This is a genomic window from Psychrobacter sp. Ps3 (assembly GCF_022129275.1).
GTDB classification, from domain to species: Bacteria; Pseudomonadota; Gammaproteobacteria; order Pseudomonadales; family Moraxellaceae; genus Psychrobacter; species Psychrobacter submarinus.
The window spans coordinates 72,471-96,943 of sequence record NZ_JADQAL010000007.1; the positions used below are offsets into that span (position 1 = coordinate 72,471).

Sequence of the window (24,473 nt, forward strand, 5' to 3'; positions counted from 1 at the left end):
TAGATTGATATCATTAAATAATATTTAATCCATCTATATTATACTATCTATACACCTTTACCTAATCAATCAACGCTGCCATGGCATCTGCCTTTACCGTCTTACACCGTTTTAGTCCTGCGACTACCCCTGCTTTATTTTCCGCTGTCTTATTCTGACTCAGTTTAAACTGCGCTTGCACATCTGTGATACTAACCCGAATACCCACAATCGCTCGACAGAGTGCCTGAATATAGTTTTCTGGTGCATCATTGAGCGACCATGGCATCGGCTGACTGGCTTCAAAGTCTTGTGTCAGCGTCGATAAAATATCAACCAAGGCTTCAGACTCCGTGAGCAGACTCACTGATCCTGTGATATGTACACTACGGTAGTTCCAAGTCGGTACTTCTTTATGGGTTATCGCTTTGCTTGGATACCAATTGGGGCTGATATAATGACCTGCCTCTTGAAATATCACCAGCCATGGCATCTTAATATTATCGCGACTATTTAACGGATTGATTTTGGCAATGTGACCATACAGACAACCGTACTCACTACCGTCATCCTGCCAGTACATCGGAATATGACAAGCTTCTAGTCCTAACTTGGTTTGTGCGACGACCGTCGCTTGAGGCTGCTCTTTGATAAATGCTTTTATGATATCAAAGCGCTCCTCTTTAAATGCTTTAGGCGTAAACATCATAAGCTCCAAGTCTTTTTTTTGAATTGCTATAATTTTGAATTGCTATAATTTTGAATTGCTATAATTTTGAATCGCTATAAAAAAAGTGTAAAAGCGTCAATATAAAACGCCCTATTAAAGAGAGTGTTTCACTGTCTTTAATAAGGCGCTTTGTATAATCATTACTGGTAAAAAACAGGCTTTCTTATTGAGAATAAAGCTATCAATAATCGTCAATCGAAATAGTCTAATGATTCAGAATCTTCGATAAGAACTGCTGCGCGCGATCACTTTTTGCACCCTCAAAGAACTCATCTTTGCTACAGTTCTCAACGATATAACCCTCATCCATAAAGATAATACGGTTCGCCACTTGACTGGCAAAGCCCATCTCGTGGGTCACGCACATCATCGTCATACCCTCACGGGTCAGCTCTACCATCACATCGAGCACCTCTTGAATCATCTCAGGATCAAGCGCGGAGGTCGGCTCATCAAACAGCATCGCCACAGGATCCATCGCTAGCGCCCGCGCAATCGCTACCCGCTGCTGCTGACCACCGGACAGCTCAGCCGGATATTTTGGTGCCTGCGCGCTTAGTCCCACGCGATCTAGATAAGCCATACCTTTTTGTTTGGCCTCGTCCTCGCGGCGGCCCAAAACTTTAATCTGCGCGACCGTCAGGTTCTCAATGATAGTCAGGTGCGGAAATAACTCAAAATGCTGAAACACCATGCCGACACGGCTACGTAGCTTTGGCAGATTGGTTTTTGAGTCGCCAACCGAGATACCATTGACCATGATTTGCCCTTTTTGAAAAGGCTCAAGACCATTAACGGTCTTAATCAAAGTAGATTTACCGCTGCCAGATGGGCCACAAACGACCACCACGTCGCCTTTATGGACATGAGCAGTACAGTCAGTGAGTACCTGAAAGTCGCCATACCATTTACTGACGCTATCCATTTCAATGACTATCTCATCGCTAGCATGACCGTTATCTGTCACCAGTCCGCCAAAGTCATTTATAAATGTCTTAGCCTTATTCATCGTCGGCTCCTAGCCTTATGCTTAATATTTTTGTCATGTATGTAAAATAAGTGATAGCGCTATGTCCGTAGGGTTTACGCTAGTTTAGTGCGCAAACCTCTACGATTAAGTTATTCAATCAAACGCTAGAACCTAAGCTTTTTTTGCACGTGCTGTACGCCAATAGAAGCGGTCAAACTGATAATAAAGTAAATCGCCCCTGCACCTAATATATAAGGGGTGAGTAACCCCATCAGCTCACCGCGCACGTAAGCGGCACGGAAAAAATCGGTCAAACCAATCGCAAAAACCAAAGTGGTATCTTGGAAGAGAATAATACACTGCTGCAAGATCAGCGGTAGCATTTTGCGAAACGCTTGCGGCAAAATAACCAGACGCATGGTCTGCCCATAAGTCATGCCAAGCGCTTTTGCTGCATTGACTTGACCACTACCGATGGATTGAATACCAGCTCGCACGACCTCAGAAAAATAAGCGGCCTCAAACATCATAAAGGCGACCACACACGAAGCAAAGGCGGCATTGAGCTGCAAGTACTTACCTGCCACCCAAAAATAAATCATCGGTACGGCAAAATAAAACCATAATAGCACCAGTAACAAGGGTACTGAACGAAAGTAGTTTACGTACAGCTTAGCCGGTATCTCTAAGGCTTTGATACCCGACAAGCGCATCAAGGCCAATATGGTACCTAAGCTAATGCCGCCAAGAATCGCTAAAAACAGCACCTTTAAGGTGGTAATCATCCCGCCCATAAGGCCTGGGTATGCGGTCGCAAGTTCGGTCATCATACTCATTTCTGACTCCCTGCAATAAGCCCTGGTACGCGAAGTTTACGCTCGATTAGACCCATAATCGCAATCAGCGACAGATTAAACACTAAATAGATAATCGTCGCATAAGTATAGATCTCAAGACTATTTTGAGTGTATTCGCTAATGGTCTTCGTCTGACTGATCAGCTCCATTACCCCAACGAGCGAGGCAACAGAGGCGTTTTTGAAGCAGTTGGTCAGCTCAGAGCTTAAGGGCGGCAAGATGATACGAAAAGCTTGCGGCAGTAGTACTTGCTTATAAGCCTGCGGTATCGTAAAGCCTAGTGCGTAAGCGGCGTTGATCTGGCCTTGCGGCAAGGACTCAATACCCGTGCGCACTTGCTCAACGATACGCGCCGCGGTAAATAGACCCAGACCAATACTCGCTGAGAGCATCGCTGAGGTATTAGGCGTGAGCTCCTTATACCACCACTCTTGTAGCGCCGGGGTCAGCCACCCTGGGGCAATATAGAACCAAAAGAACAATTGCACCAGTAGCGGAATATTACGAAAAAAGGTCACATAAGCGGTACCGATCGCCCGCGCAGGCTTGCTTGGCAAAGTACGCATAATACCGAAGATAGTACCAACGACCATCGCAATGGCCCAAGCGATACTACCGATTAGTAGCAGCCAGCCAAGGCCAGTAATCATCCAATGGATATACAGCTCGCTACCGACACCAGTCTGCTCAAAGAGCACACCCCAGTTCCAGCTATAATTCATGCTTGTCTCTCCAAGCAGTGGTTGATAGGCTTAACCCCTAAAAGCTTCAATAATGAAGCTTTTGGGAGTACCAGCTAAGTTGAGGAGTGAGGGTTACTGTGCCGCTGCCATTTTTGGCTGGGCGCCATCATGAGGATCGGCGATGAGTGCTTTTAGGTTATCTGACATCTCAAAGTTTAAGTTGACGTTTTTGGGCGGGATTGGGTTTAAGAACCACTTATCGTAAATACTATTGATCTCACCTGAGGCAAAGACATCCGTCAAAGCTTTATCGACTACGGCTTTGAACTCAGGATCGTCTTTACGCAGCATACAGCCATAAATCTCAAACGACTGCGGCTCGCCTACAATGACCCACTCATCTGGGTTTTTAGCTTTGGCTTTTTCGCCGGCTAGTAGTACATCATCCATCATAAAGGCATCAGCACGGCCGTTTTCTAGCATCAAGAATGCCTCGCCATGATCTTTGGCGGAGATGACATTAGTATCCATTTGCTTTTCATCGATGTACTGGCGAATATAGCGCTCTGAGGTCGTACCTGCGGTAGTGACTAACGTCTCACCGTCTAAGTCAGCAAAATCATTGATACCTGAGTCTGTCGCAGTCAACAAACGCGTTCCGATCTCGAAAAAGCCGTTTGAGAAGCCCACTTGTTTTTGGCGCTCTTCGTTGTTAGTCGTTGAGCCACACTCAAAGTCGACGGTGCCGTTTTGTACCAACGGGATACGCGTTTGCGAGGTAATCAAGTTATAACGAACATTCAAGTCCGGCATATTGAGCTCTTGCTTCACCGCATCCACAACTTTCATCTCTAAATCGTGCGCATAGCCCATAGGCTGATTTGGATCATCCGCGATGTATGAGAACGGAATAGAAGAGTCGCGATAGCCGACAACGATAGTGCCTGAGTCTTTGATTTTTTGAAGGGTGCCGTTGGTATTTGTAGAGGTTTCAGTAGTGGCAGCATCGTCAGTTGCAGCGTCATCGGTCGCAGTTTGACTGCTGTTATTACAGCCGGCAAGGCCTAGTGCCATAAACGCTGCTAATGTTAGAGGTTTGCTGAGTGCGTAAGCCATAAGGTACATCCTTTTATCACATATTATTAGTTAAAAAATGCTTGATTAGCTATTACTAATAGGCATCCGTGCAGTTACTTTTAGTTATCTTAATGCAACTTAATGTTACTGTACAACACTTTTATAATTATTGTGCAACTTTTTAGCCTACTGTTGCTATTTTCTACAACAAATTCATCTTCGGGTATGCATAAACTGTGGCCACAAGTGCTCTTCTTATGATTGATAAATTCTGAATAATCCCCATAAAGCTAGCACCTTCTTAACTCAATAAGATAAAAATATATGACACAAGATACTTCAGCTATGCAAACAGATCAGTTGCAGCCCTCAGACAAAGCAAGCGGTAATGATGTGCGTCAGCGCTTCTTTATCGAAGACTCGCCGGTGCGCGGTGATGTAGTGCGCCTATCGCGTAGCTACGCTTCCACTATTGCCCAAAAGCCTTATCCTGAAGCCATCAAACGCTTGCTAGGCGAGATGCTCACAGCAGCAAGCTTACTGATAGGTACCGTCAAGATAGATGGTCGTTTATCTATCCAACTACAGTCCTCAGATCAGGATAGCTTACTGAACTGGGCGATGGCTGAGTGCGATCAAAACGGCATTATCCGGGCGCTTGCTAGCTGGAAAGCGGATAACGATGAGCAAATCGCTGCTTGGGAAGACATGACGCAGGCAAATGAGGCTTTTGCAGAGCTAGGTGCGATTGGTCAAGGCGTCTTATTTATTAATATTCAGCCAGATAATGGCGAGCCGTATCAAGGTATCGTTGAGCGTAGCCATGATAATCTAGCCGACTGCTTAGCCCATTACCAAAAGCAGTCCGCTCAGATTCCGACCTTGATTAACTTGGCGTCAGACGGTTTGCAAGCCGGCGGCGTATTGGTGCAGATGTTACCGCGTACGGCAGCAGAGAATATCGAAGTGGAGCGTAATCAAGACGCTGGTATCGATGATGACTTATGGACGCGCTTGACCATACTGACTAGCACCGTCAAAAGTGAAGAGCTGACCACGCTTGAGGCCAGCGAGATTATCTACCGCTTATATAACGAAGAAAACGTCGTTGCGCCTGACCCTGTCAGCTTAGAGTTTGGCTGTACTTGCTCGCGTGAGAAGTGTGAGATGGCGATAGCACAAATCGGTGAAACCGAAGCGCTCGATATCATTGAAGAGCAAAACGGTACTTTTGAGATGGACTGCGGTTTTTGCGGTGAGGTTTATACCTTTGATAAAGACGATGTGACGGCTATTTTTGCACAATAAATTGGCTGGTTATTAGGTAAATTCAAAACCCTTTAGGCGCAAGTTTAAAGGGTTTTTTAGCTCTTAAATATATAGTTTTTTAAACGTCAGTCGTTCAAAATTGGTATAACCCTATTTTTAGAACGCTTCAGCAATCACGCCTAAGCTGCGAGGATAAGAGTGGATACGGTCGCGAGCAGCATAATCGCTTTTGCCGTTATCAAGTAGCCAAGCCACAACTTGTTCGCGCACTCGTCTGCTATGGATGAGACCCATGTGGTTCACGCCATAAAAGATCGCTTTACGGCCTTCTGGTACAAACAGATTGTGCTCACCATCATCTTCGCCCAATGCTGAAGCTACTGACACTAGACTGTCCCCGAGCAGGTTAGTTACCTTTGAGTCGTAATGGGTTTCTATCAAGGCGCTCGCGACAAAATAGGTCTTAATACCGCTTGGCAGACGAGCAGGATGCCGAAAGTCTTGTGGCACGACACTTCGCCCCTCTAAAGACTGCCAATCGGCGTCACGAATACTACCATGACGCAAATCAATGATACCGGCGCTACGCATATCCCCTAAGTGCGCAAGCGAGCTTGCGAAGGGGACTTTGGAGATAATATCTTGCACCAAAAACCCAATGCGCTCAAGGACAGCGCCGTGATGCGGCGAGCCTAAAGTAATCAAATTACCCACGCGCTTCATCCAATCTAGGCGATCTTGCTTAGCATAAAACAGCGCGCTACGAGCCACTAACCCGCCCATACTATGGCCGACCAAATCGATTTGACTGATATTAGGATTATTATCCACTAAGTCTTGTAGCAGTTTGGAGAGTTTGCGGCCATTGCGTGAGATACGTCTACCAGTATTATAATCTAAGTAAAGCACTGTCGAGTCAGGCTGGCTGCGGCTGATAGCTTGCCCTAAGCTATTGTCATCGTCTGGATGCCAGCTTAAGTAGCTTAAACATAGGCCATGGCACAAGATAATAATACGGCCCGATAGCTCTTCGCGTTGAGGCACGCCCTCTTGGTTGTATAGGGTCATAGGAATCGCAAGCGAGTTACCATTATTGACTAGATGATCACCCATCACCCCATTAAACACATTGACGAGTTTTTTTAGGCTAGCAGGAAGCGGCTGAGCGCTGGTTTGTCTTGCTACGTTTTTATATAGACGCAGTCCTGAGGAGAGGTTATTGCCTACCATCAGCATTACATGGCGTACGAGTCCGTAAACGCGCCCTGTGACGCCGCCATGCCAGTTTTTTAGGTGGTTTTCGTTAAAGCGCCCTATCGGACGCAGCATAATCTCGCGATGCATAGACTCAACAATCTCTGTCATCTCAACCACACCCATCGTTGCCAGCTGGGCTAAACCCTCAAAAAAATCGCCTAGAGAGACTGAGTCTGTAGTGAGCGTATCTTCAGCGTCATCTGCTAATAACCTAGCCATCTCATCCATATCAAGCTGCGAGAGGTGTTCATATAAATCGCCATGAATAGCCATACTAGACTTTGCGACAGGATGCGCGCCCGGACGATAGACCATATCGGCATCGTCTTTATTGCCACTTCCGTAGCTATCATGAGTAATATCGGGTAAGTCTGGACGATTCATAATATTGATAATCTACAACAAAGAGAGCATTACATACTATCCTTAATAGCAGATAAAAAGAAGAGATGTATTTGTTTTATGGTTGTAACTAGGAGGGATGTTATAGATAAGCCAATAAATTACTAAGATTTTTAATACTTTATAAGAATAAAAGTTACTTAACTTGGGTTTGCCATTGCTGTTTGCCTAAGACTAGCGTTAAGTTATCTTCTGCCCTCAAAACACCTACTCCGCTTGGCGTACCGGTCATAATGACATCACCTGCCTGTAAGCTAAAAGCGTGGCTAATATCGGCGAGTAGCTCATAGATAGGAAATAGCATCAAGGCACTATCACCATCTTGCTTGAGCTCGCCATTGATATAAAGCTGATACTGAATGTGCGTTAAGTCGCCGAAATTTTGCAGCTCGAGCCAGTCAGCAAGGACGCAAGCGCCATCGAAGCATTTAGCGCGCTCCCAAGGGTGACCTTTGGCTTTAAGCTGACTTTGTAAGTCTCTTAAGGTCAAATCTAATCCTAAAGTGATGCCGCCTATCGCTTGCTTCGCTTGCTCGGCAGTCGCTGCCGATAAACCACAGGCGAGCTGAATGCATAATTCCGCCTCATAATGAGTCTCACCATAAACCTTGGGATCTGGACGGATAATGTCATTGTGAATAGAGACAATAGCGGAGGCTGGTTTTATAAACAGTAGCGGTGTGCTTGGTACTGCATTACCGAGCTCATGCGCGTGAGCGGCGTAGTTACGACCGACGCAAACCACTTTGCCAATAGCAGCTTGTACCTTATTATCAAGTTTCTTATCGGTAACTCTCAGCGCTTGGCTCATCACTCACCTATCGCTCAATTATGGAATAGTATTGGTCATCACATCAGGCGGCACGTAGCTGGCATGACGGTTCATTCTTTTCTCAAACCGTCCAAAGCTAAATAATATAATCCACGATAATAATAGATAGACAATACCAGCGGCAAAGAACAGCTCCATCAAGGTATAAGTCCGCGCACTAATCGTACGAGCCACGCCGGTGATATCCATTAGCGCAATGGTTGAAGCCAGCGCGCTGCCTTTGAGCATAAAAATCACTTCATTACTATAAGCAGGAATGACAATACCAAAAGCGCGCGGCAATGTAATACGAGTGAGCTTTTGCCACGGTGACATGCCCACAGCATCTGCCGCTTCTAGCTCCCCTACCGGAATCGCCTGAATCGCACCGCGAATAATCTCTGCAAGATAAGCACTAGTATTGAGCGTAAAAGCGATAATCGCACACCAGTAAGCTTGACTGAGCACCGGCTCCCACAAGAATGACTCACGTACCGCCTCAAACTGACCTAAACCATAGTAGATTAAGAATATCTGTACCAGCAGCGGCGTACCGCGAAAAAAGAAAATATACAAAAACGGTAATATCTGTACCAGCCAGCTTTTAGACAGACGCAGTAACGCCAAAATCAAACCAAAGAACAGTCCAATGATTCCTGAGATCACAACGAGCTGTACAGTCAGTACCGCCCCGCCTAATAGATCCGGAAAGTACTCAAAAATGACCTGCCAATTCCAATCCATAACGTCTCTCCTCTACCCTAAAGTCGATGGCTGATGAGTGGATTGACGGCTGATTTTTTTGGCATAGCGCGCGGCTGGATTGGCGCGCCATTCTAGCCAAAGCATAAAGCCGGTGATAAGCATAGTAAGACCTAAATAGATGATAGCGGCTGCCATATAAAAGGTAAAAGGTTGCTGGGTGGATTGCGCCGCGCGTGAAGATTGATACATAATATCTTTGAGTCCAACGACCGAGACTAAAGCGGTGTCTTTGAGCAGTACTAAAAACAAGTTGCCAAGGCCTGGCAAGGCAATCTGCCAAACTTGCGGCAAAGTAATCCGATAAAAGGTCTGAAAAGGACGCATCCCTATCGCTTGCGCCGCTTCCTTTTGTCCGGCAGGAATCTCTTGAATAGACATTCGAAAGATCTCAGTGGCATAAGCACCAAAAGCAATAGATAAGGCCATCACCCCGCCCCAAAAAGCGCTGATCTCTACATACTCATTGTAGCCGAACTTTTTGAGGATGCTCATCAGCAAAACAGAGCCACCATAATAGATAAATAGCACTAATAATAGCTCAGGGATACCGCGCATCGTTGCGGTATAGACAGTGGCAAGCTTACGCAGTAGCCAAACGTTCGACAGCTTAGCCGTTGCCCCAAGCAGTCCTAATAGCATACCTATTATCAGGCTAGTTATGGCAAGCTTAATGGTGACGGTCGCGCCGCTTAATAGCAGGGCGCCAAATCCTTGTAAATCAAACACAGTTATTCACTCAGTCTCTATATGTTGGTCGCGTCACTGGCGTTTTTGCCAAGCCACAAATAACGCTCGAAATGTCAGCTTACTGTCCTGACGCTAGCGAAAATAAAGCGATAGTTATGGTCTGTAGCAACGAGAAGCGGTTTTGGAATATATAATAAATGACTATCAGTTGACTCAAAGATTCATGCACTGATTACTCAGATAGAAATACGCGCTGATTTTATCATAACTGAGACGCTCGATGTTAACGCTGATAGCAAATACCCAGTCAAAATAGACAGTTAGTGGCAATAAAAAAGGATACCACGAAGCTGTGATATCCTTTTGAGTGCTTACCAGCCTAACTTTCATAAACTCAAGCGACAGCTTTTGACTACTCTACCTCAGCGGCTACTGGCGTGGCAGTGCTGCTAGAGTCACTATCTGTGGTTACTGAGAAGTATTTGTTATGGATAGCATCATAGCTGCCATCTGCTTTAATATTAGCTAATGACTCATTGATTTGAGCTTGCAGCGGATCCCCTGGGCGTACCGCAATAGCAAAATTATCATCGATATCGATCTCATCACCTTTTAGCGTATATTGGCTGCCTGAGGCGGAGCTCAGCCATTCGATAGCTGGCAGCTTATCAGATATCATCGCCTCAACACGCCCTGAGCCTAAGTCTAAAAAGGCATTACTCAAAGTATCATACAGCTGCATATTGGCTTTTGGATAAGCCTGCTCTAGCCACTGCGATGAAATCGTCGAGCGCTGAGCAGCGATGCTTTTTGAGTTGATATCATCAGGATTACTCGGGTCAAAATCGCTGCCTTCTTCTGCCAAAAACACTAAGGTATTACTAAAATAGGGATCAGTAAAGCTGACCTGCTCAGCGCGCTCTGGGGTAATCGACATCGCAGCGACAATGGCATCGTATTTGCCCGCTTTGAGACCGGGGATAATCCCATCCCAATCCTGCGCGATAATCTCACAACTGACTTGCATATCATCACATAGAGCATTGGCAATCTCGATATCAAAACCGCCAAGCGAGCCATCAGCGTTGGTATAGTTAAAAGGAGCATAAGCGCCTTCAGTGCCGATACGCAAAACCTCGCCAGTGGCTTCAGTGGCAGCCGTATCGGCAGTTTCTGTACTCGCAGTATTGGCCTCTTGACCATTGCTACAGCCTACCAGCATTCCTAAGGCTACTGCTGCAAACAAAGGGTTTTGTAGCGCCTGTCTTGCGCCAAAAATACTAGGGTAATTTATCGTCATCCTTGATTCCTTTTTATGAGTAAGTCGATACAAGCGCTATAAACAATAATGGCGCCCTACGCTATGAGAAGCATAAAGCGCCACTATGTAGGGCTCAGCATAAAACTATAGCCATATAAAACAACAGTGCTTGTTACTTTATTTATTGACGGTTAACTAGGGCGTGTTGAACATTCAAATATTAGGACTGCTGATAAATAAAATCGCACCAAACTAGGCGTAAACCGACGATAATGTCGAGGCCTTAGCTAGGTTTACAACACCGTTTGGGGTGATTTTAGCATCAGCCCTTTGGGGCGGGGCTCTTTTTTGCCAATACATGGCGAAATTGTCTATCCTAGAATGACTAGGCTTCGAAAATTTCACTGCGTATTGCCTGTAAAATAGCCGCCGCCAGTGCCACATTTGAATGTTCAACACGCCCTATTGACAGCTAATTACTGATAGTTAGTTACTGATATTTAGTTACTGACAGTCTCTGTCTGCTCTTCGGCTGCGATAGTTGCATTCGCATCGGCATTATCACCTTCAATCACTATGACTTCTTCAACGCTATCCGCTGCCGCCGCTTTATTTGCCGCTGCAGTAGAGCTGGTGCCAAAGTAGCTGCCAGTGATCTGATCGTAAGTGCCATCAGCTTTTAGCTCAGCCAATGCATTGTTAAATTTACCCACTAGCGGATCGCCTTTACGAAAAGCAATACCCATCGCATCTTCGTCAGTGCTGATCTCTTCGCCTTTGACTTCATAGCCTTTACCGGCTTCAGTTTTTAGCCAGTCGATACCAGTGACTTTGTCAGACATCATAGCGCGTACGCGACCTGAAGTTAGATCTAGATAAGCGTTGTCTTGGGTATCATAAAGCTTGATATCAGACTCTGGATGCTCGTCTTGCAGGTACTGCGAAGATACCGTTGAGCGCTGTGAAGCAACTGGTTGGCCCTCAAGATCAGCAACTGTAATATCATCGCCTTTTTTACCGATAAGAATAATACCAGTATGAAAGTAAGGGTCGCTAAATTCAACGACTTCTTGACGCTCTGGCGTAATCGACATGCCCGCGATAATCGCATCAAACTTTTGCGCATTTAACCCGGGAATCAAACCATCCCAGTCTTGAGATATCAGCTCACACTCCGCGTTCATCTGCGCGCATAACGCATCGACCAGCTCAACTTCATAACCGATCAGCTTGCCATCAGCATCAGTATAGCTAAAAGGCTTATAGCTCGACTCAGTCGCGATTTTGATGTTCATTGGCGTCTCAGTCGCTGCGCCGTCATCTGCAACTTGGCTCTCTTCTGGCGCTGAGCCATTACTACAAGCAGCAAGCATGAGCATAGCGGCGCTGAGCGGTGCTAACCAAAGCGCTTTGGTGGGCAAGATTGACTTGCTTTGAGAATATTTAGATAAGCTCATTATGTTTTCCTCAGTTATCGAGCAGCAGATTATTGGTTGAAGTTTGCTTGTTCTAGACGAGCCAACTCACCGTTACTACGGATCTCGCTCAAAGCTTTATTAAAATCGTCTCTCAAAGGATCCGCTTTACGAACCGCGATAGCGATGTTGTCATCGTTATCAATCTCATCACCCACGATACCAAAACCTTCTGGATTGTCTTTTAACCAAGCTTTGGCTGAAACTTTTTCGGCCAATACCGCATCGCTGCGACCAGATTTTAGATCTAAATAAGCATTGTCATAGTTATCATAAAGCTGTACCGTGTTGCCGTCTTTACCTTCATAGTTATCTTGCAGATAGACGCCAGGCGTGGTTGAGCGCTGACCACCTAAATTTAGGTTACTAATAGCGTTAGGATCAAAACTACCATCGGTCTCAGTCAGCCAAACCATAGTATTAGCGAAGTACGGTTCAGTGAAGTCTACTTTTTCTTGGCGCTCTGGAGTGATAGACATACCTGCGACAACGGCGTCATACTTTTGCGCGAGCAAACCTGGAATAATGCCATCCCAATCTTGCGCGACGATCTCACAATCTGCCTGCATCTGCTCACATAAAGCGTTGGCGACATCGACATCAAATCCTGCAATACTGCCATCAGCATTGGTATAGTTAAAAGGAGGATAAGCGCCTTCAGTTGCGATACGAATGGTTTTACCCGCGACATCGGCAGCAGGTGCCTCAGCATTTGTCTCTACCGTATCATCGCTTGGCTGGCTACAGGCGCTCAATGCTAGCGCTGCGGTGATAGTCATTGATGACCATAATAGACGAGAATTCGACATCATATATTCCTTATTTTAATTTAATATCCCTATCTAATCATTGACCAAACAGTCGTAATAATGATAGATATTAGCAGCTTATAAACCCATCGATAATACCTGACAACAGTATCAAAAACAAACGTTTTAGGTATTGACTGTCATTATTGGGTAATAAACGGTGCTGCTGTTATTGGAAATAAGTAAGAAGACACCGCCGTAAAAACGTATGACGCAATGCCTTTCTTTATAGCACATACGCTATAAAAGGAAGGATATTGATAACACTAGGCCAGTTTTAAAATAGCTCAATTGATGCAGACAGACTTATCAGCCGACAGGTCAGCTCATAAGTCCGAAATAGTGATTAGTTCTGGCGATGAGAAGCCATAAAGTCTCTGACGCGCTCTGAGTTTGGGTTGTCAAACACTTGCTCAGGCGTGCCCATCTCCTCGATGACACCTTGATGTAAGAACACCACTTGGCTTGATACATCACGAGCAAAGCGCATCTCATGGGTGACAATCAGCATCGTACGGCCCTCTTCTGCCAAGTCTTGCATGACGGCGAGTACTTCGTTAACTAGCTCAGGATCGAGCGCGGAAGTTGGCTCATCGAACAAAAGCACTCTTGGCTGCATAGCCAAAGCGCGCGCGATAGCGACACGCTGACGTTGACCGCCAGAGAGATTGGCAGGATAAGCGTCTTTTTTATCGGATAAGCCTACTTTTTTTAGGAGCTGTTCGGCTTCACTGATGGCTTGATCTTTTTTGATTTTTAGAACCTGAGTCGGTCCTTCGATGATATTTTGCAGTATCGTTTTATGCGGCCATAGATTGAAGTTTTGGAAAACAAAACCAACACGCGCCCGCAGATTTTCAAGCTGTCTATGATCTGCCGCTTGCATCTCGCCGGATTTACTGGCTTTTAGCATCAGCTCATCATCACCGATACTGATACGCCCCTTAGTTGGTTTTTCTAACAAGTTAATACAACGTAATAACGTCGACTTCCCTGAGCCTGATGAGCCCAAAATCGAGATCACATCGCCATCATAGGCGGTGAGTGATACCCCTTTTAGCACCTCTAAAGAGCCGTAGCTTTTGTGTAGATCTTGTATATCTAGAGCGATAGGGCGAGTCGAGTCTTTGGCAATATCAGGCATGGTTCAACAGTTTTCCAATTATTATGAATAAGGCGATACTTATAGGCTTAAGCAGCTCTTGGCAGCTTACTGAAATAAAAAGCAGCGTATTGTCGCTTATCATACAGCAAAAAGGCAAATACTCTCTATTACTAGCCCTTACGCCATAAATAAAGCCCAAATCACTACTGTAATTTGAGCTATATTTTAACACTTTAGGCCGCTTAGCGCTGTATTATCTGTCACGCTAATAACGCGGCGATATACTTAACCGTTAATAAGCTATTAATAAGTTGAGACATGCTCCTCAGACTCAGAACCATCGAGGACATCAGCGTCGTCCACCGTCGCTACAGCCACGTCATCATCGGCGCTCGCTACTGCGACATCATCACCGACCATAGGATCATCCGAGATATCTGCACTATTGACGCCTTCAGTCACTTGCGCGACATCATCAACGCCAGTCGCTTCTTGCTCTACTTGCGTTTGTGCATCGTCTACTGTCTGCATAGCGTCGGGCTCTTCAAGAGATTTCTCTTGTTCCGCGCAAGCGCCAAGCGTTACTGCCAAAGCGGCCACTGCGGCTAACCCTAGTTTGTAAGTCGTGTTTTTCATAATACCCTCTCTAATTGGTTTTAAATTGCGAATTGATTTTGACGCACTAATTGCTTTTAGACAGTGTTTTCCACATCACTTTGCTTAACACGTCTAGTATCTTATCTATTATTATAATCAGATCTATAAATGACTACTTTAGTAGTTGCAGCGCAGTTGTGTTAAAGACTCGTAAGACAAAGATATCCATACTCCTGAATCAACACAAAAACACTTAAAACAATATTGCAAATAGGCGCTGTTCACAAATTCAACTTTACTCTAATCCTAATCTACTCTATGTTAAATGGCATAACGGTTAAATAACACAATGCTTTACCTTAAGTGAGAGCTGTCGTTAATACGCTTGTCAAAGCTCTAGGTTTAGCCACTATTAACAATGATATCTTTTACCACCTTTTAGTTAGATTTTGCCTGTTTAGGCTTTTTTGCTCGTCTACAACATTTATTGAAAATAACCCTTCATCCGTAATCAAAAGGAAAATAATTTATGAGTCAAGCGAATACCTCAGATATAAAATCTTATATGCAAACAGTCGGTAAGCAAGCGCGCGCCGCCTCTCGCGCTCTTGCTGCGGCCAATACTGGCGATAAAAACTCAGCACTTATGAGCATTCATGATGAGCTAGTCAACGCCAAAGCCGATATTCTAAAAGCGAACAAAATAGACATGGATAAAGGCCATAGCAATGACTTAGAAGCCGCGCTACTCGATCGCCTAGAGCTAAACGATGCTAGATTCGATGGTATGCTACAAGGTCTCAAAGACGTCGCAGCCTTGCCTGATCCAATCGGTGAAGTCACTGATATGACCTTTCGCCCCTCTGGTATTCATCTGGGCAAAATGCGTGTGCCGCTAGGCGTGGTCGGTATGATCTATGAGTCACGCCCTAACGTGACTTTAGAAGCCGCCTCACTAGCACTAAAGTCGGGCAACGCTATTATCTTGCGCGGCGGCTCCGAAGCTTTTGAGTCCAATCAAGCTATTGCTAAGTGCATCCATAAAGGCTTGAGTGCGGCCGGTCTCTCCGAGCATAGCGTACAAGTACTTGAAACCACTGACCGCGCGGCTGTCGGTGAGCTGATCACCATGACCGATTACGTGGATGTCATCGTGCCACGCGGCGGTAAAGGCCTGATCTCTCGCATCAGCGAAGACGCTAAAGTGCCCGTCATCAAGCACTTAGACGGTAACTGTCATACTTATATCGATAGTGATGCTAAGCCAGAGACGGCAATCGAGGTCAGCGTCAACGCCAAGACGCATCGCTATGGCACTTGTAATACTATGGAGACGCTTTTGGTCGATAAAGCCGTCGCCGATGAGATGCTACCGCAAATTGCTGAAGCTATCGTTAAAGCCGATGACGCAATGCAGCTGCGCCTTGATGAGCAAGCACAAAGCATATTAAAGGACAATGCTAAGCTTGATGGTCATCTATCAGCTGCGACTGAGGAAGATTGGGATACCGAATATCTTGCGCCTATCTTAGCGGTGAAAGTCATCGATGGACTTGACGCGGCGATTGAGCACATCAACACGCACGGCAGCCATCATACTGACGTCATTATCACAGATAACTACAGTAAGTCGCAGCGCTTTATCCGCGAAGTCGACTCCGCAAGCGTAATGATTAACGCCTCAAGCCGCTTTGCTGATGGCTTTGAGTATGGTCTTGGCGCTGAGATTGGCATCTCAACCGATAAGATTCACGCTCGTGGCCCAGTCGGGTTAGAAGGTCTAACCTCACAAAAATGGATCGTCTATGGTCATGGCGAGACTCGCGCTTAACGGTTATTGACTAAGATTATCTATTTAGAGTTTATCAAAACGTCAGCATCAGTGTTGGCGTTTTTTCTGTTAAAAACGGCTAAACCCTGTGAAAGGTTATAACCAGTACAGGCTTTAGTTGATAAAATATGACAACCATAATAAATGACCTTTTTATAAAAAAAGAATAACTGCTATGATGATTTTTTTGGTTATTACTATCGTTTCAGCCGCGCTCATTATTGGGGCGTTATGGGGAACTTATGGCAAGCTTCCTAATTGGCTACAAGGCAACCTATTGGCTATTGCTGGTGGCGCGCTGATGCTCGCGGTAGTATTACAAATGCTGCAGCCAGCCGTAACCCACAGTGGGCTTTTGGCGACCATCGGCTTTACGCTATTAGGCGCCGGCGTATTTACGAGCATAGACTATCTTATAGACGAAAAAATACAAAGTAGTGGCGGCGGCGGTTTGCTTGCTGCGGTCACTTTAGATGGCGTGCCAGAGAATTTAGCACTAGGAGTATCATTAATCAGTGGTAATGTCATGCAAGTTGCGGCGCTTGCTGGCTCTATTTTGTTATCTAACTTACCAGAAGCTGCTGGCGGTGCTAAACAGATGAAGGAGTCCGGGTCGAGTAACAAAAAAATACTGCTCATCTGGACAGGCGCTGCAGTGTTATTATCCGTAGCAGCTATCGCTGGTAATATACTACTGCGTGATGTGTCTAAATCGACGATAAGCTTGATAGATTGTTTTGCAGCGGGCGCCGTAATTGCTTCATTGGCGACCGAAATCTTTCCAGATGCTTTTAAAAAAGGTAATCATTGGGCGGGCATCAGTACCGCTATTGGGCTGATTCTAGCTTTAGGGTTAGATCAATTAGGGGGTTAATAAAAAAGTTATGAGATAGTAAGCTATCCACTTATGCTACACATTATGATTAATTTTGCTAAGATTGGTGGTTAGTTGAACACTTATAACGCGACTTAAAGTATAATCCGAAAATGACGTCAGCTTAATCGCTGGCGTTTTTTATTATTTAAATCGATAGCTTTTTGGATTAGGGCGTGTTGAACATTCACAAATGCGCACTGCTGATAGCTAAAATAGTTCTAGTCTAAGTGAAAATTGCAGGTAATGCTTATTGCATTGGCTAGATTTTCGCAACGACTAGGGCGATTTTAGCATCAGCCCTCACGACAACAACAGGGACAGGACTATTTTTTGCCGCTTTATTGATAAAAATAGACGCTTAGAACGACTAAACTTACCATTTTTATCTGCAAATCGCCTAAAAAATAGTCTCTGTCAGTGCCATGGTCGAATGTTCAACACGCCCTAAAACCATTGCACATACTTATAAAAAGTTTGGCAAACCGCGGCTATGGATATGCTGCTACACTAAGACTGATGATGGCGATAACAAATATGTCAGAAGGATAAAGTACTCCTTTGTCATCGATCAGTCCTCTTGTTGAGTTTACAACCGAAGTTTATGAGAAGGATTCACTTATGGAAATGACATTAAACGGTTATTACACCTTGATATTAGCAACATTCGTGCTACTACTCGGGCGTTTCTTAATCAAAAAAATCAAGGTATTAGAAGACTTTAATATTCCAGAACCTGTGGTTGGTGGCTTGGTCGCTGCGATGATTGTTTATGCGCTTAATTTGATTTGGGGCTATAGCTTCAACTTCCATCAAGGGCTGCAAACTGCGACAATGCTGATGTTCTTTGCTTCCATTGGCCTGAGTGCTGATTTTGGCAGACTCAAAGCGGGCGGCTCGCCATTATTTATCTTTACAGTGGTGGTATCGGTATTTATTATCTTGCAAGATATCGTCGGCGTTGCCATGGCAAGCGCGCTAGGACTTGATCCGATGCTTGGCTTAGTGACAGGCTCTATCGCTTTGACCGGCGGACACGGTACTGCAGGCGCGTGGGGCGTGGTGCTAGAAGAAGAGTATGGCGTTGTCGGTGCGACTACTTTAGGTATCGCGGTGGCCACTTATGGCTTGGTCGCAGGTGGTCTCGTCGGGGGTCCTGTCGCGCGTAAGCTCATCCGCAGACTAGGTATCAGCCCGAGCCAAGCTGATCCCAACCCAAGCGATATCGAAAAAGTCGCCAGCTCACAGTCGCTGTATAGTACTAAGCACGACGAGGATGAGATCCTAAACGACAAAGAAATCTTTGAAAAACCTGATCATATTCGTCTGATTACCGCCTCATCGACTATTGAGTCGTTAGCGCTATTTGCTGCCGCTTTGGCTTTTGCCGATATTATGACGGCAGTGGCCGAAGGCACTTGGTTTCAGCTGCCTACCTTCGTTTGGGCGTTAGCTGCTGGGGTCATCATTCGTAACTCCCTTACTATCGTCTTTAATTTTGAAATGTTTGACCGGGCGATCGATGTCATCGGTAACGCCTCTTTGAGTCTATTCTTAGCAATGGCGCTTCTATCACTGAAGCTTTGGCAATTGACTGATTTGGCAGGTCCTGTACTGATTATCCTGTTAGTCCAAACGCTTATTATGGTGATTTATGTGTACTTCATCACCTTCAGAGTTATGGGTAAAGATTACGATGCTGCAGTACTCGCTGCAGGTCACGGCGGGTTCGGTATGGGCGCAACCCCAACGGCGATTGCCAATATGCAGGCGGTCACCGATCGCTACTTGGCCTCGCCAAAAGCGTTTTTAATCGTGCCGATGGTTGGTGCCTTCTTTGTCGACATCGTGAACGCCACGATACTGCAGATATTTACTCAGCTCCCTTTTATGTAGATTTGTACCGTCAAACCAACAAGTTTTTAATTTATACAATAAACGTCAGCATCATGCTGGCGTTTTTTGGTTTAATAGTTTTTATCAAATTGTATATACTATGCTAAACCCTAATAGGCGAAGCGGCCATGCAAAGCGGTACTATCAAACACTGGAACCAAGATAAAGGCTACGGCTTTATCGATGTTGACGATCAAAGTGAGGACGTGTTTTTTCATATCAGCAGCGTACAATTATCGCAGCCTATCCATATCGGGCAGCAAGTATATTTTAACAGTACTCGCAATGACAAAAACCAGCTGCGTGCGACCGAAGTTTCTGACCCTACCTTGAGCCTTGAAGAAAGTACACCATCGAAAGGCTACAATGATAAGACCAACCATTTGCATACAAGACAGCATACAGCGAAACGCTCAACATACGGGCAGCATAAAAAAAGCCCGCTCACGTCGCTTATCTCTTTTATCGCTATTATTGCCGTCGCTGTCTATTTCTTTGGTGATATAAAATCAGCGCTGTTTGAGCAAGGGGCATTGACCGCTGATATCACGCCCAGCTATTCAGACTCTGCTCAAAGCGCTCATACCGCCATCACAGGCGACGCGCAAATTGATAACACTATCGCCCTAATTCAGCAAGGCGGGCCATATCCCTATCCTGCGAAGGATGGCACGACCTTTTATAACCGCGAAGGCCGCCTGCCTGCTCAGTCCAGCGGCTACTACCGCGAGTACACTGTGCCTACACCCGGCGTCTCACATCGCGGCGCTAGACGTATCGTCACCGGCGGCAATCCGCCCACTGTCTACTACTTAACGGTTGATCATTACGATAGCTTTAGACGATTAGAGGTAAACTAATATGAGCCAAGCCATTTATTATATAGACAAAGATACTGGTCTATATGCTGAGCCAAACACTTGTAATCGTGCTTTTATTCCTGAGCAAGCTATCGATATCGCTGTGGGTAGAGTGCTTGATAAAACGTCACTATTGACGGCCTTAGATAACGCGCTTAATTTTCCTGATTACTTTGCGCACAATTGGGATAGTGCGTGGGACTGCTTAACTGATAGCGATGCCGAGCATTTGCGTTTGGATTTGACAGAGATTGAGCAGATAAACACGGAGGACTTTAAGGTGTTTAAAAGTATGATTGAGGATGCATATCGGGATTTTGGTCGCCCGCAGTTGTGGATGGTTGGGAGTAATTCATAAGAGTGTGTAGTACGCTTTATATTGAAATAGTATTTAAATAATAATATCTAAATAATAAAAGAGAGCTCATAGATTTTGTGGATACTGACATATCTATAAGACTACAAAGAGCAATGCATCAAATAACGGGATGGAAAAAGAGCTAAAAAAACCGCCCAGCCAAAGCCAAGCGGTTCTTTTTATAATTTTCAAGTCTTACTGATTTTTCTCATAAACTGGCTTTTTGGCACAGATAGCTTTGACTTTGTCGCGCGTATCGCTGATCACTTGCTCATCACCGCGGCTATCTAACACATCACAAATCCAGTTTGCCACCTCTTTGACATCTGCTTCATTGAAGCCGCGAGTGGTTAAGGCTGGCGTACCAATACGGATACCAGAGGTGACAAACGGTGATTTTGGATCGTTAGGTACGGCGTTTTTATTAACCGTAATAAAAGCCTCACCAAGCCATTTATCTGCTTCTTTACCCGTCATCTCTTGCTTCACAAGGCTGATGAGCATTAAATGGTTTTCAGTACCGCCAGAGATGATTTCATAGCCGCGATCGATGATTACTTCTGCCATAGCTTTGGCGTTTTTGACCACTTGCTCTTGATAAGTTTTGAAGTTATCTTCGAGTGCTTCTTTAAAGCAGACCGCTTTACCGGCGATGGCGTGCATCAATGGGCCACCTTGATTGCCTGGGAAGACCGCAGAATTAAGCTTTTTGGCAAGCTTATCGTCGCGTGACATAATGATACCTGAGCGCGGCCCACGTAAGGTTTTATGCGTAGTACTAGTCACCACATCAGCATATGGTACTGGATTTGGATATGCGCCCGTAGCAGCAAGGCCTGCGATGTGTGCCATATCGACTAAGAAATAAGCGCCGACTTCATCAGCGATATCGCGGAAGCGCTGCCAATCAACCACTTGTGAGTAGGCAGAAAAACCTGCGATGATCATCTTGGGCTTATGCTCGCGCGCTAAGCGATCGACTTCATCATAATCAATAAGGCCCGTCTCTTCTACCAAACCATACTGTACGGCGTTGTAGTTGATGCCTGAGAAGTTGATATGCGCGCCATGGGTCAAGTGACCACCAGCATCCAGACTCATGCCGAGCACCGTATCATTCGCTTCCAGTAACGCTAAGAATACCGCCGAGTTGGCTTGGCTACCTGAATGCGGCTGCACGTTGACATACTCTGCGCCAAATAGCTCTTTGGCCCGGTCAATAGCCAACTGTTCAACCACATCGACGTGCTCACAGCCGCCATAGTAACGCTTACCCGGATAGCCTTCAGCATATTTATTGGTTAAATCTGAGCCCTGTGCTTCCATTACTGCTTGCGAGCAGTAGTTCTCTGAAGCGATAAGCTCGATATGGCTCTCTTGACGCTGGCTTTCAGCTTCCATGGCTTCAGCAAGTTTTGGGTCAAATTCTTTTATAGAGATATCTTTAAACATAGTTATGTCCTATAGCATATTTTTATTAAGAGTGATAAAAAAAGGTTTAAAAATAGAAGGGTAAACGATGAGTGCAGGCTTATGATACACCTAAATCAAACTCATGCTTGATGACGATATTCCAGCATTCATCTTGCAGGTCATATCCTACTGAAATTTTGCTGTGATTTGAGTTTAACATGAAACCAGATAAGGTAAATGCAAAAACTCACTTTGCGCTAGGTAAATAAGATATTTTTTAAAATCTAAAAAAAGTACCCAAGTAGCAGGCGTTGATGAGTCACTTATTTAGGTAACTGATAGGCATTGTGGGGTCTCAATCTTCTCAGTTATTAAATCCATACCGCTGAGGTTTACTCAGCGCCTAGCACTCATCAAGACCAGATAAAAAATCTGGCAAAAAGGTCTCACTAATTAATAACTTTCTACCGTACCAATCATAGCGGGTTTGGCGCTGCCAGCCGTGTTCAGTATGCGTAATAAAGCGCTGATTGGGTAGCGTCTGACGACGCTTAAAGAGCACATAACCGATGGGCGTACCTTTTAGCTGTTGCAAGCGCTTGGCTGAGCCTTGCAGACTCGGTAGCGGAAAAATACTTTGCGCCCATACCCAAGGCTGGTCACTATCGCCATATAGTTCTACTTCACGTACCCAAGCCAGTATCGGTCTGTTGTACTGCTTTACTGATATGCCGAGCTGCTTTTTTTGCGCCAAGCTCAGTCGTCGATAGCCTTCAAAACAGCGCTCTACTCGCAGCGGTTGACCTGACTTTGCCTCAAGCATAGCAGTCAGTGAGCCTTCGGCATTAAGCCAAGAAGATAGCGCTGCCGGCGGTGATATAGTAGAAGAAGTATGAGCATTAAAAGAGTGACTGGGCATAGTTAACAAAATTATAGGTCATGACGGATATAAAAAACAGCACTCGGTACCTTAGTATTCAATAGTCAAGTATTCAATAGCCAAGTATTCAGTACTAAAGCATAAAGGCAAAAAGTATAGAGGCTAGTTTAAGGGATGGCAGTTATTGCTCACTATCAAAGACTGGCATATTATCAGCATTGAACGGCAGAGCTTGATGCGCTTGCTGACGATACTGCGCCATGCGCTGCCTATCTTCTATACAAAAATTACTAATCGCCGGAATAAAACGCTCGTCATAAATGCGGTGTAAGGAGTGAGTCGTGGTCGGAATAAAGCCGCGCACTAGCTTGTGCTCGCCTTGCGTACCTGGGTCAAAATACTGCAAACCTTGTTCAATAGCAAACTCTACGCCTTGATAGTAGCACAGCTCGAAATGTAAGCTGTCATAATCGGCAAGCGCGCCCCAATAGCGCCCATACAGCGTTGAATGCTCGCTATTAGGACTGTCATAGAGAAACACACTACTAGCGATAATCTCGTTGTCGCTGTCGTATGCAAGCGCCAGCATCAAGTGCTCAGGCATACTCTGCGCGAGCGCCATAAAAAAGTCTAATGTCAGATAAGGCTGCTGACCGCGCACCGCATAAGTCATTACATAGCAATGATAAAACGCCTTCCAGTCACTATCAGTAATATCGCTACCGCATTTGCGTGCACAGACGATATTTTGCTCAGTGACTTTACGGCGCTCAGCGCGGATAGTTTTGCGCTTTTTCGCTCTTAGCGTCGCTAAGAAATCATCAAAGTCAGTGAAAGGCTGAGCATCGGCAAGCAAGTTTTGATTTTGCCATAAAAACTGACAGCCTTGACGCTCAAAAACAGGTAAGGACGTTTTACTTGTTTGTGTTGATTCTGGTGGCTGCTCTTGTCTATCATCTGCGCCAGCTAAGGCTATCCGGCTCTCATCAATAGCGGCTGCAATCTCTTGGCTTGATGAAGCCGTTATAGTTGCAAGCTGAGACTCAGCAAATAAGCAATGCCAGCTAGACGCCCCGACCTGCTGCGCAACATCATCTACCCCTTTGATAGCAGTTTGTATTATCTCAGGTGTTAAACCTTGGTTTGCCGCGAGCCACAGACGTTGACCAGTAATAGGCGTATAAGGCACGCTCGTCACTAGACGCGGATAATAATCCAAACCGTAATGCGCGTAAGCCTGCGCCCAAGAGTAATCAAACACAAACTCGCCTTGGTGATGACCTTTGACAAAGACCGGCATCACCGCAACAGGACGGTGCTTACCACTATCATAAACCACGATATAGATCGGTAGCCAGCCGGCTTTTTCACCGATAGCGCCGGTATCACTAAGCGCCTGCCAAAAGGCAAAAGACATAAATGGCGTGTCAGGCGTTTGCCAATCCGCTTGGCTCTGCCAACTCATATCGCCTACTAATGCATACTCTAAATTCATGACACCTACTTTGTTTGTATAAAGTCACCATTAGCCTACCAAACTTTGCTAAAAATGCGGTTACAATTTGCAAAATATTACTAGGGCGTGTTGAACATTCGCAAATAGGCACTGCTGATCGCTAAAATTGTT

At 45.3% G+C, this 24,473-nt stretch carries 23 protein-coding genes; 6 read left to right on the plus strand and 17 right to left on the minus strand.

Going from position 1 to position 24,473, the window contains the following annotated elements; all coding sequences use genetic code 11:
* Positions 1–61: 61 nt before the first annotated feature.
* The 5 genes from I3248_RS03830 to I3248_RS03850 all read right to left on the minus strand — a co-directional run bounded on the left by I3248_RS03830 (position 62) and on the right by I3248_RS03850 (position 4,335).
* Positions 62–688 carry an FMN-binding negative transcriptional regulator gene (locus I3248_RS03830; RefSeq protein WP_201600379.1) on the minus strand — a complete coding sequence of 209 codons (627 nt, stop codon included), beginning with the start codon at positions 686–688 and terminating at the stop codon, positions 62–64.
* A 226-nt stretch (positions 689–914) separates the two neighbouring features.
* Positions 915–1,634, minus strand: a complete 720-nt coding sequence (locus tag I3248_RS03835) for an amino acid ABC transporter ATP-binding protein (protein ID WP_037059487.1) — start codon at positions 1,632–1,634, stop codon at positions 915–917.
* A 209-nt stretch (positions 1,635–1,843) separates the two neighbouring features.
* The gene (locus I3248_RS03840) at positions 1,844–2,515 is read right to left on the minus strand and encodes an ABC transporter permease subunit (protein WP_201559334.1); all 672 of its coding nucleotides are present in this window, start codon (positions 2,513–2,515) and stop codon (positions 1,844–1,846) included.
* Entirely contained in the window at positions 2,512–3,258 is a 747-nt protein-coding gene (locus tag I3248_RS03845) for an amino acid ABC transporter permease (RefSeq protein ID WP_201559335.1), read from the minus strand. Before I3248_RS03845 ends, I3248_RS03840 begins: the two co-directional genes overlap by 4 nt.
* Positions 3,259–3,351: 93 nt before the next feature.
* A complete protein-coding gene (locus tag I3248_RS03850) occupies positions 3,352–4,335 on the minus strand; it encodes a glutamate/aspartate ABC transporter substrate-binding protein (protein ID WP_201600385.1) in 984 nt (327 codons plus the stop codon).
* Between the two features lie 306 nt (positions 4,336–4,641).
* Here I3248_RS03850 and I3248_RS03855 point away from each other — a divergent pair, with 306 nt between their 5' ends.
* Positions 4,642–5,604, plus strand: coding sequence for an Hsp33 family molecular chaperone HslO (locus tag I3248_RS03855; RefSeq protein WP_238062632.1), 963 nt, complete (start codon positions 4,642–4,644; stop codon positions 5,602–5,604).
* A gap of 117 nt (positions 5,605–5,721) precedes the next feature.
* Here I3248_RS03855 and I3248_RS03860 read toward each other — a convergent pair whose 3' ends face one another.
* From I3248_RS03860 to I3248_RS03900, 9 genes are all read right to left on the minus strand, one after another.
* A complete protein-coding gene (locus I3248_RS03860) occupies positions 5,722–7,206 on the minus strand; it encodes a GPI inositol-deacylase (RefSeq protein ID WP_238062619.1) in 1,485 nt (494 codons plus the stop codon).
* A 154-nt stretch (positions 7,207–7,360) separates the two neighbouring features.
* A complete protein-coding gene (locus tag I3248_RS03865) occupies positions 7,361–8,035 on the minus strand; it encodes a fumarylacetoacetate hydrolase family protein (protein WP_238062620.1) in 675 nt (224 codons plus the stop codon).
* Between the two features lie 18 nt (positions 8,036–8,053).
* Entirely contained in the window at positions 8,054–8,779 is a 726-nt protein-coding gene (locus tag I3248_RS03870) for an ABC transporter permease (protein ID WP_025646468.1), read from the minus strand.
* Between the two features lie 12 nt (positions 8,780–8,791).
* Positions 8,792–9,526: an ABC transporter permease subunit gene (locus tag I3248_RS03875; RefSeq protein ID WP_201610033.1), complete on the minus strand. Its 735-nt coding sequence runs from the start codon at positions 9,524–9,526 to the stop codon at positions 8,792–8,794.
* Positions 9,527–9,899: 373 nt separating this feature from the next.
* Positions 9,900–10,787 carry an ABC transporter substrate-binding protein gene (locus I3248_RS03880; RefSeq protein WP_227675444.1) on the minus strand — a complete coding sequence of 296 codons (888 nt, stop codon included), beginning with the start codon at positions 10,785–10,787 and terminating at the stop codon, positions 9,900–9,902.
* A gap of 461 nt (positions 10,788–11,248) precedes the next feature.
* Positions 11,249–12,205, minus strand: a complete 957-nt coding sequence (locus I3248_RS03885; protein ID WP_238062621.1) for a transporter substrate-binding domain-containing protein — start codon at positions 12,203–12,205, stop codon at positions 11,249–11,251.
* A gap of 29 nt (positions 12,206–12,234) precedes the next feature.
* Positions 12,235–13,035, minus strand: coding sequence for a transporter substrate-binding domain-containing protein (locus tag I3248_RS03890; RefSeq protein WP_238062622.1), 801 nt, complete (start codon positions 13,033–13,035; stop codon positions 12,235–12,237).
* A gap of 343 nt (positions 13,036–13,378) precedes the next feature.
* On the minus strand, positions 13,379–14,176 hold the full coding sequence (locus tag I3248_RS03895; protein WP_025646463.1) for an ATP-binding cassette domain-containing protein: 798 nt from the start codon (positions 14,174–14,176) through the stop codon (positions 13,379–13,381).
* 264 nt (positions 14,177–14,440) lie between these two features.
* Positions 14,441–14,773: a hypothetical protein gene (locus I3248_RS03900; RefSeq protein ID WP_238062623.1), complete on the minus strand. Its 333-nt coding sequence runs from the start codon at positions 14,771–14,773 to the stop codon at positions 14,441–14,443.
* A gap of 490 nt (positions 14,774–15,263) precedes the next feature.
* Here I3248_RS03900 and I3248_RS03905 point away from each other — a divergent pair, with 490 nt between their 5' ends.
* The 5 genes from I3248_RS03905 to I3248_RS03925 all read left to right on the plus strand — a co-directional run bounded on the left by I3248_RS03905 (position 15,264) and on the right by I3248_RS03925 (position 20,553).
* Positions 15,264–16,565: a glutamate-5-semialdehyde dehydrogenase gene (locus I3248_RS03905; RefSeq protein WP_238062624.1), complete on the plus strand. Its 1,302-nt coding sequence runs from the start codon at positions 15,264–15,266 to the stop codon at positions 16,563–16,565.
* 175 nt (positions 16,566–16,740) lie between these two features.
* On the plus strand, positions 16,741–17,439 hold the full coding sequence (locus I3248_RS03910; protein ID WP_238062625.1) for a zinc transporter: 699 nt from the start codon (positions 16,741–16,743) through the stop codon (positions 17,437–17,439).
* 621 nt (positions 17,440–18,060) lie between these two features.
* Entirely contained in the window at positions 18,061–19,335 is a 1,275-nt protein-coding gene (gene gltS, locus I3248_RS03915; protein WP_025646459.1) for a sodium/glutamate symporter, read from the plus strand.
* Between the two features lie 128 nt (positions 19,336–19,463).
* Positions 19,464–20,195 carry a ribonuclease domain-containing protein gene (locus I3248_RS03920; RefSeq protein ID WP_238062626.1) on the plus strand — a complete coding sequence of 244 codons (732 nt, stop codon included), beginning with the start codon at positions 19,464–19,466 and terminating at the stop codon, positions 20,193–20,195.
* A gap of 1 nt (position 20,196) precedes the next feature.
* The gene (locus tag I3248_RS03925) at positions 20,197–20,553 is read left to right on the plus strand and encodes a barstar family protein (protein WP_238062627.1); all 357 of its coding nucleotides are present in this window, start codon (positions 20,197–20,199) and stop codon (positions 20,551–20,553) included.
* A 195-nt stretch (positions 20,554–20,748) separates the two neighbouring features.
* Here the strand turns inward: I3248_RS03925 and glyA are convergent, their stop codons facing one another.
* From glyA to I3248_RS03940, 3 genes are all read right to left on the minus strand, one after another.
* Positions 20,749–22,005 (minus strand): serine hydroxymethyltransferase, encoded by a 1,257-nt coding sequence (gene glyA, locus I3248_RS03930; RefSeq protein ID WP_238062628.1) that lies wholly within the window; start codon positions 22,003–22,005, stop codon positions 20,749–20,751.
* A 364-nt stretch (positions 22,006–22,369) separates the two neighbouring features.
* Positions 22,370–22,885, minus strand: a complete 516-nt coding sequence (locus I3248_RS03935; protein ID WP_238062633.1) for a chorismate lyase — start codon at positions 22,883–22,885, stop codon at positions 22,370–22,372.
* Positions 22,886–23,027: 142 nt separating this feature from the next.
* Positions 23,028–24,341: a GNAT family N-acetyltransferase gene (locus I3248_RS03940; RefSeq protein WP_238062629.1), complete on the minus strand. Its 1,314-nt coding sequence runs from the start codon at positions 24,339–24,341 to the stop codon at positions 23,028–23,030.
* Between the last annotated feature and the right edge of the window lie 132 nt (positions 24,342–24,473).

Coding starts and splice junctions, on each gene's coding strand:
- I3248_RS03865 (WP_238062620.1), bottom strand. CDS start 8,035: ATGAGCCAAGCGCTGAGAGTTACCGATAAGAAACTTGATAATAAGGTA.
- I3248_RS03885 (WP_238062621.1), bottom strand. CDS start 12,205: ATGAGCTTATCTAAATATTCTCAAAGCAAGTCAATCTTGCCCACCAAA.
- I3248_RS03905 (WP_238062624.1), top strand. CDS start 15,264: ATGAGTCAAGCGAATACCTCAGATATAAAATCTTATATGCAAACAGTC.
- I3248_RS03900 (WP_238062623.1), bottom strand. CDS start 14,773: ATGAAAAACACGACTTACAAACTAGGGTTAGCCGCAGTGGCCGCTTTG.
- I3248_RS03935 (WP_238062633.1), bottom strand. CDS start 22,885: ATGCCCAGTCACTCTTTTAATGCTCATACTTCTTCTACTATATCACCG.
- I3248_RS03835 (WP_037059487.1), bottom strand. CDS start 1,634: ATGGATAGCGTCAGTAAATGGTATGGCGACTTTCAGGTACTCACTGAC.
- gltS (WP_025646459.1), top strand. CDS start 18,061: ATGGAAATGACATTAAACGGTTATTACACCTTGATATTAGCAACATTC.
- I3248_RS03920 (WP_238062626.1), top strand. CDS start 19,464: ATGCAAAGCGGTACTATCAAACACTGGAACCAAGATAAAGGCTACGGC.
- I3248_RS03910 (WP_238062625.1), top strand. CDS start 16,741: ATGATGATTTTTTTGGTTATTACTATCGTTTCAGCCGCGCTCATTATT.
- I3248_RS03855 (WP_238062632.1), top strand. CDS start 4,642: ATGCAAACAGATCAGTTGCAGCCCTCAGACAAAGCAAGCGGTAATGAT.
- I3248_RS03840 (WP_201559334.1), bottom strand. CDS start 2,515: ATGAGTATGATGACCGAACTTGCGACCGCATACCCAGGCCTTATGGGC.
- I3248_RS03850 (WP_201600385.1), bottom strand. CDS start 4,335: ATGGCTTACGCACTCAGCAAACCTCTAACATTAGCAGCGTTTATGGCA.
- I3248_RS03845 (WP_201559335.1), bottom strand. CDS start 3,258: ATGAATTATAGCTGGAACTGGGGTGTGCTCTTTGAGCAGACTGGTGTC.
- I3248_RS03860 (WP_238062619.1), bottom strand. CDS start 7,206: ATGAATCGTCCAGACTTACCCGATATTACTCATGATAGCTACGGAAGT.
- I3248_RS03925 (WP_238062627.1), top strand. CDS start 20,197: ATGAGCCAAGCCATTTATTATATAGACAAAGATACTGGTCTATATGCT.
- glyA (WP_238062628.1), bottom strand. CDS start 22,005: ATGTTTAAAGATATCTCTATAAAAGAATTTGACCCAAAACTTGCTGAA.
- I3248_RS03895 (WP_025646463.1), bottom strand. CDS start 14,176: ATGCCTGATATTGCCAAAGACTCGACTCGCCCTATCGCTCTAGATATA.
- I3248_RS03940 (WP_238062629.1), bottom strand. CDS start 24,341: ATGAATTTAGAGTATGCATTAGTAGGCGATATGAGTTGGCAGAGCCAA.
- I3248_RS03830 (WP_201600379.1), bottom strand. CDS start 688: ATGATGTTTACGCCTAAAGCATTTAAAGAGGAGCGCTTTGATATCATA.
- I3248_RS03890 (WP_238062622.1), bottom strand. CDS start 13,035: ATGATGTCGAATTCTCGTCTATTATGGTCATCAATGACTATCACCGCA.
- I3248_RS03870 (WP_025646468.1), bottom strand. CDS start 8,779: ATGGATTGGAATTGGCAGGTCATTTTTGAGTACTTTCCGGATCTATTA.
- I3248_RS03880 (WP_227675444.1), bottom strand. CDS start 10,787: ATGACGATAAATTACCCTAGTATTTTTGGCGCAAGACAGGCGCTACAA.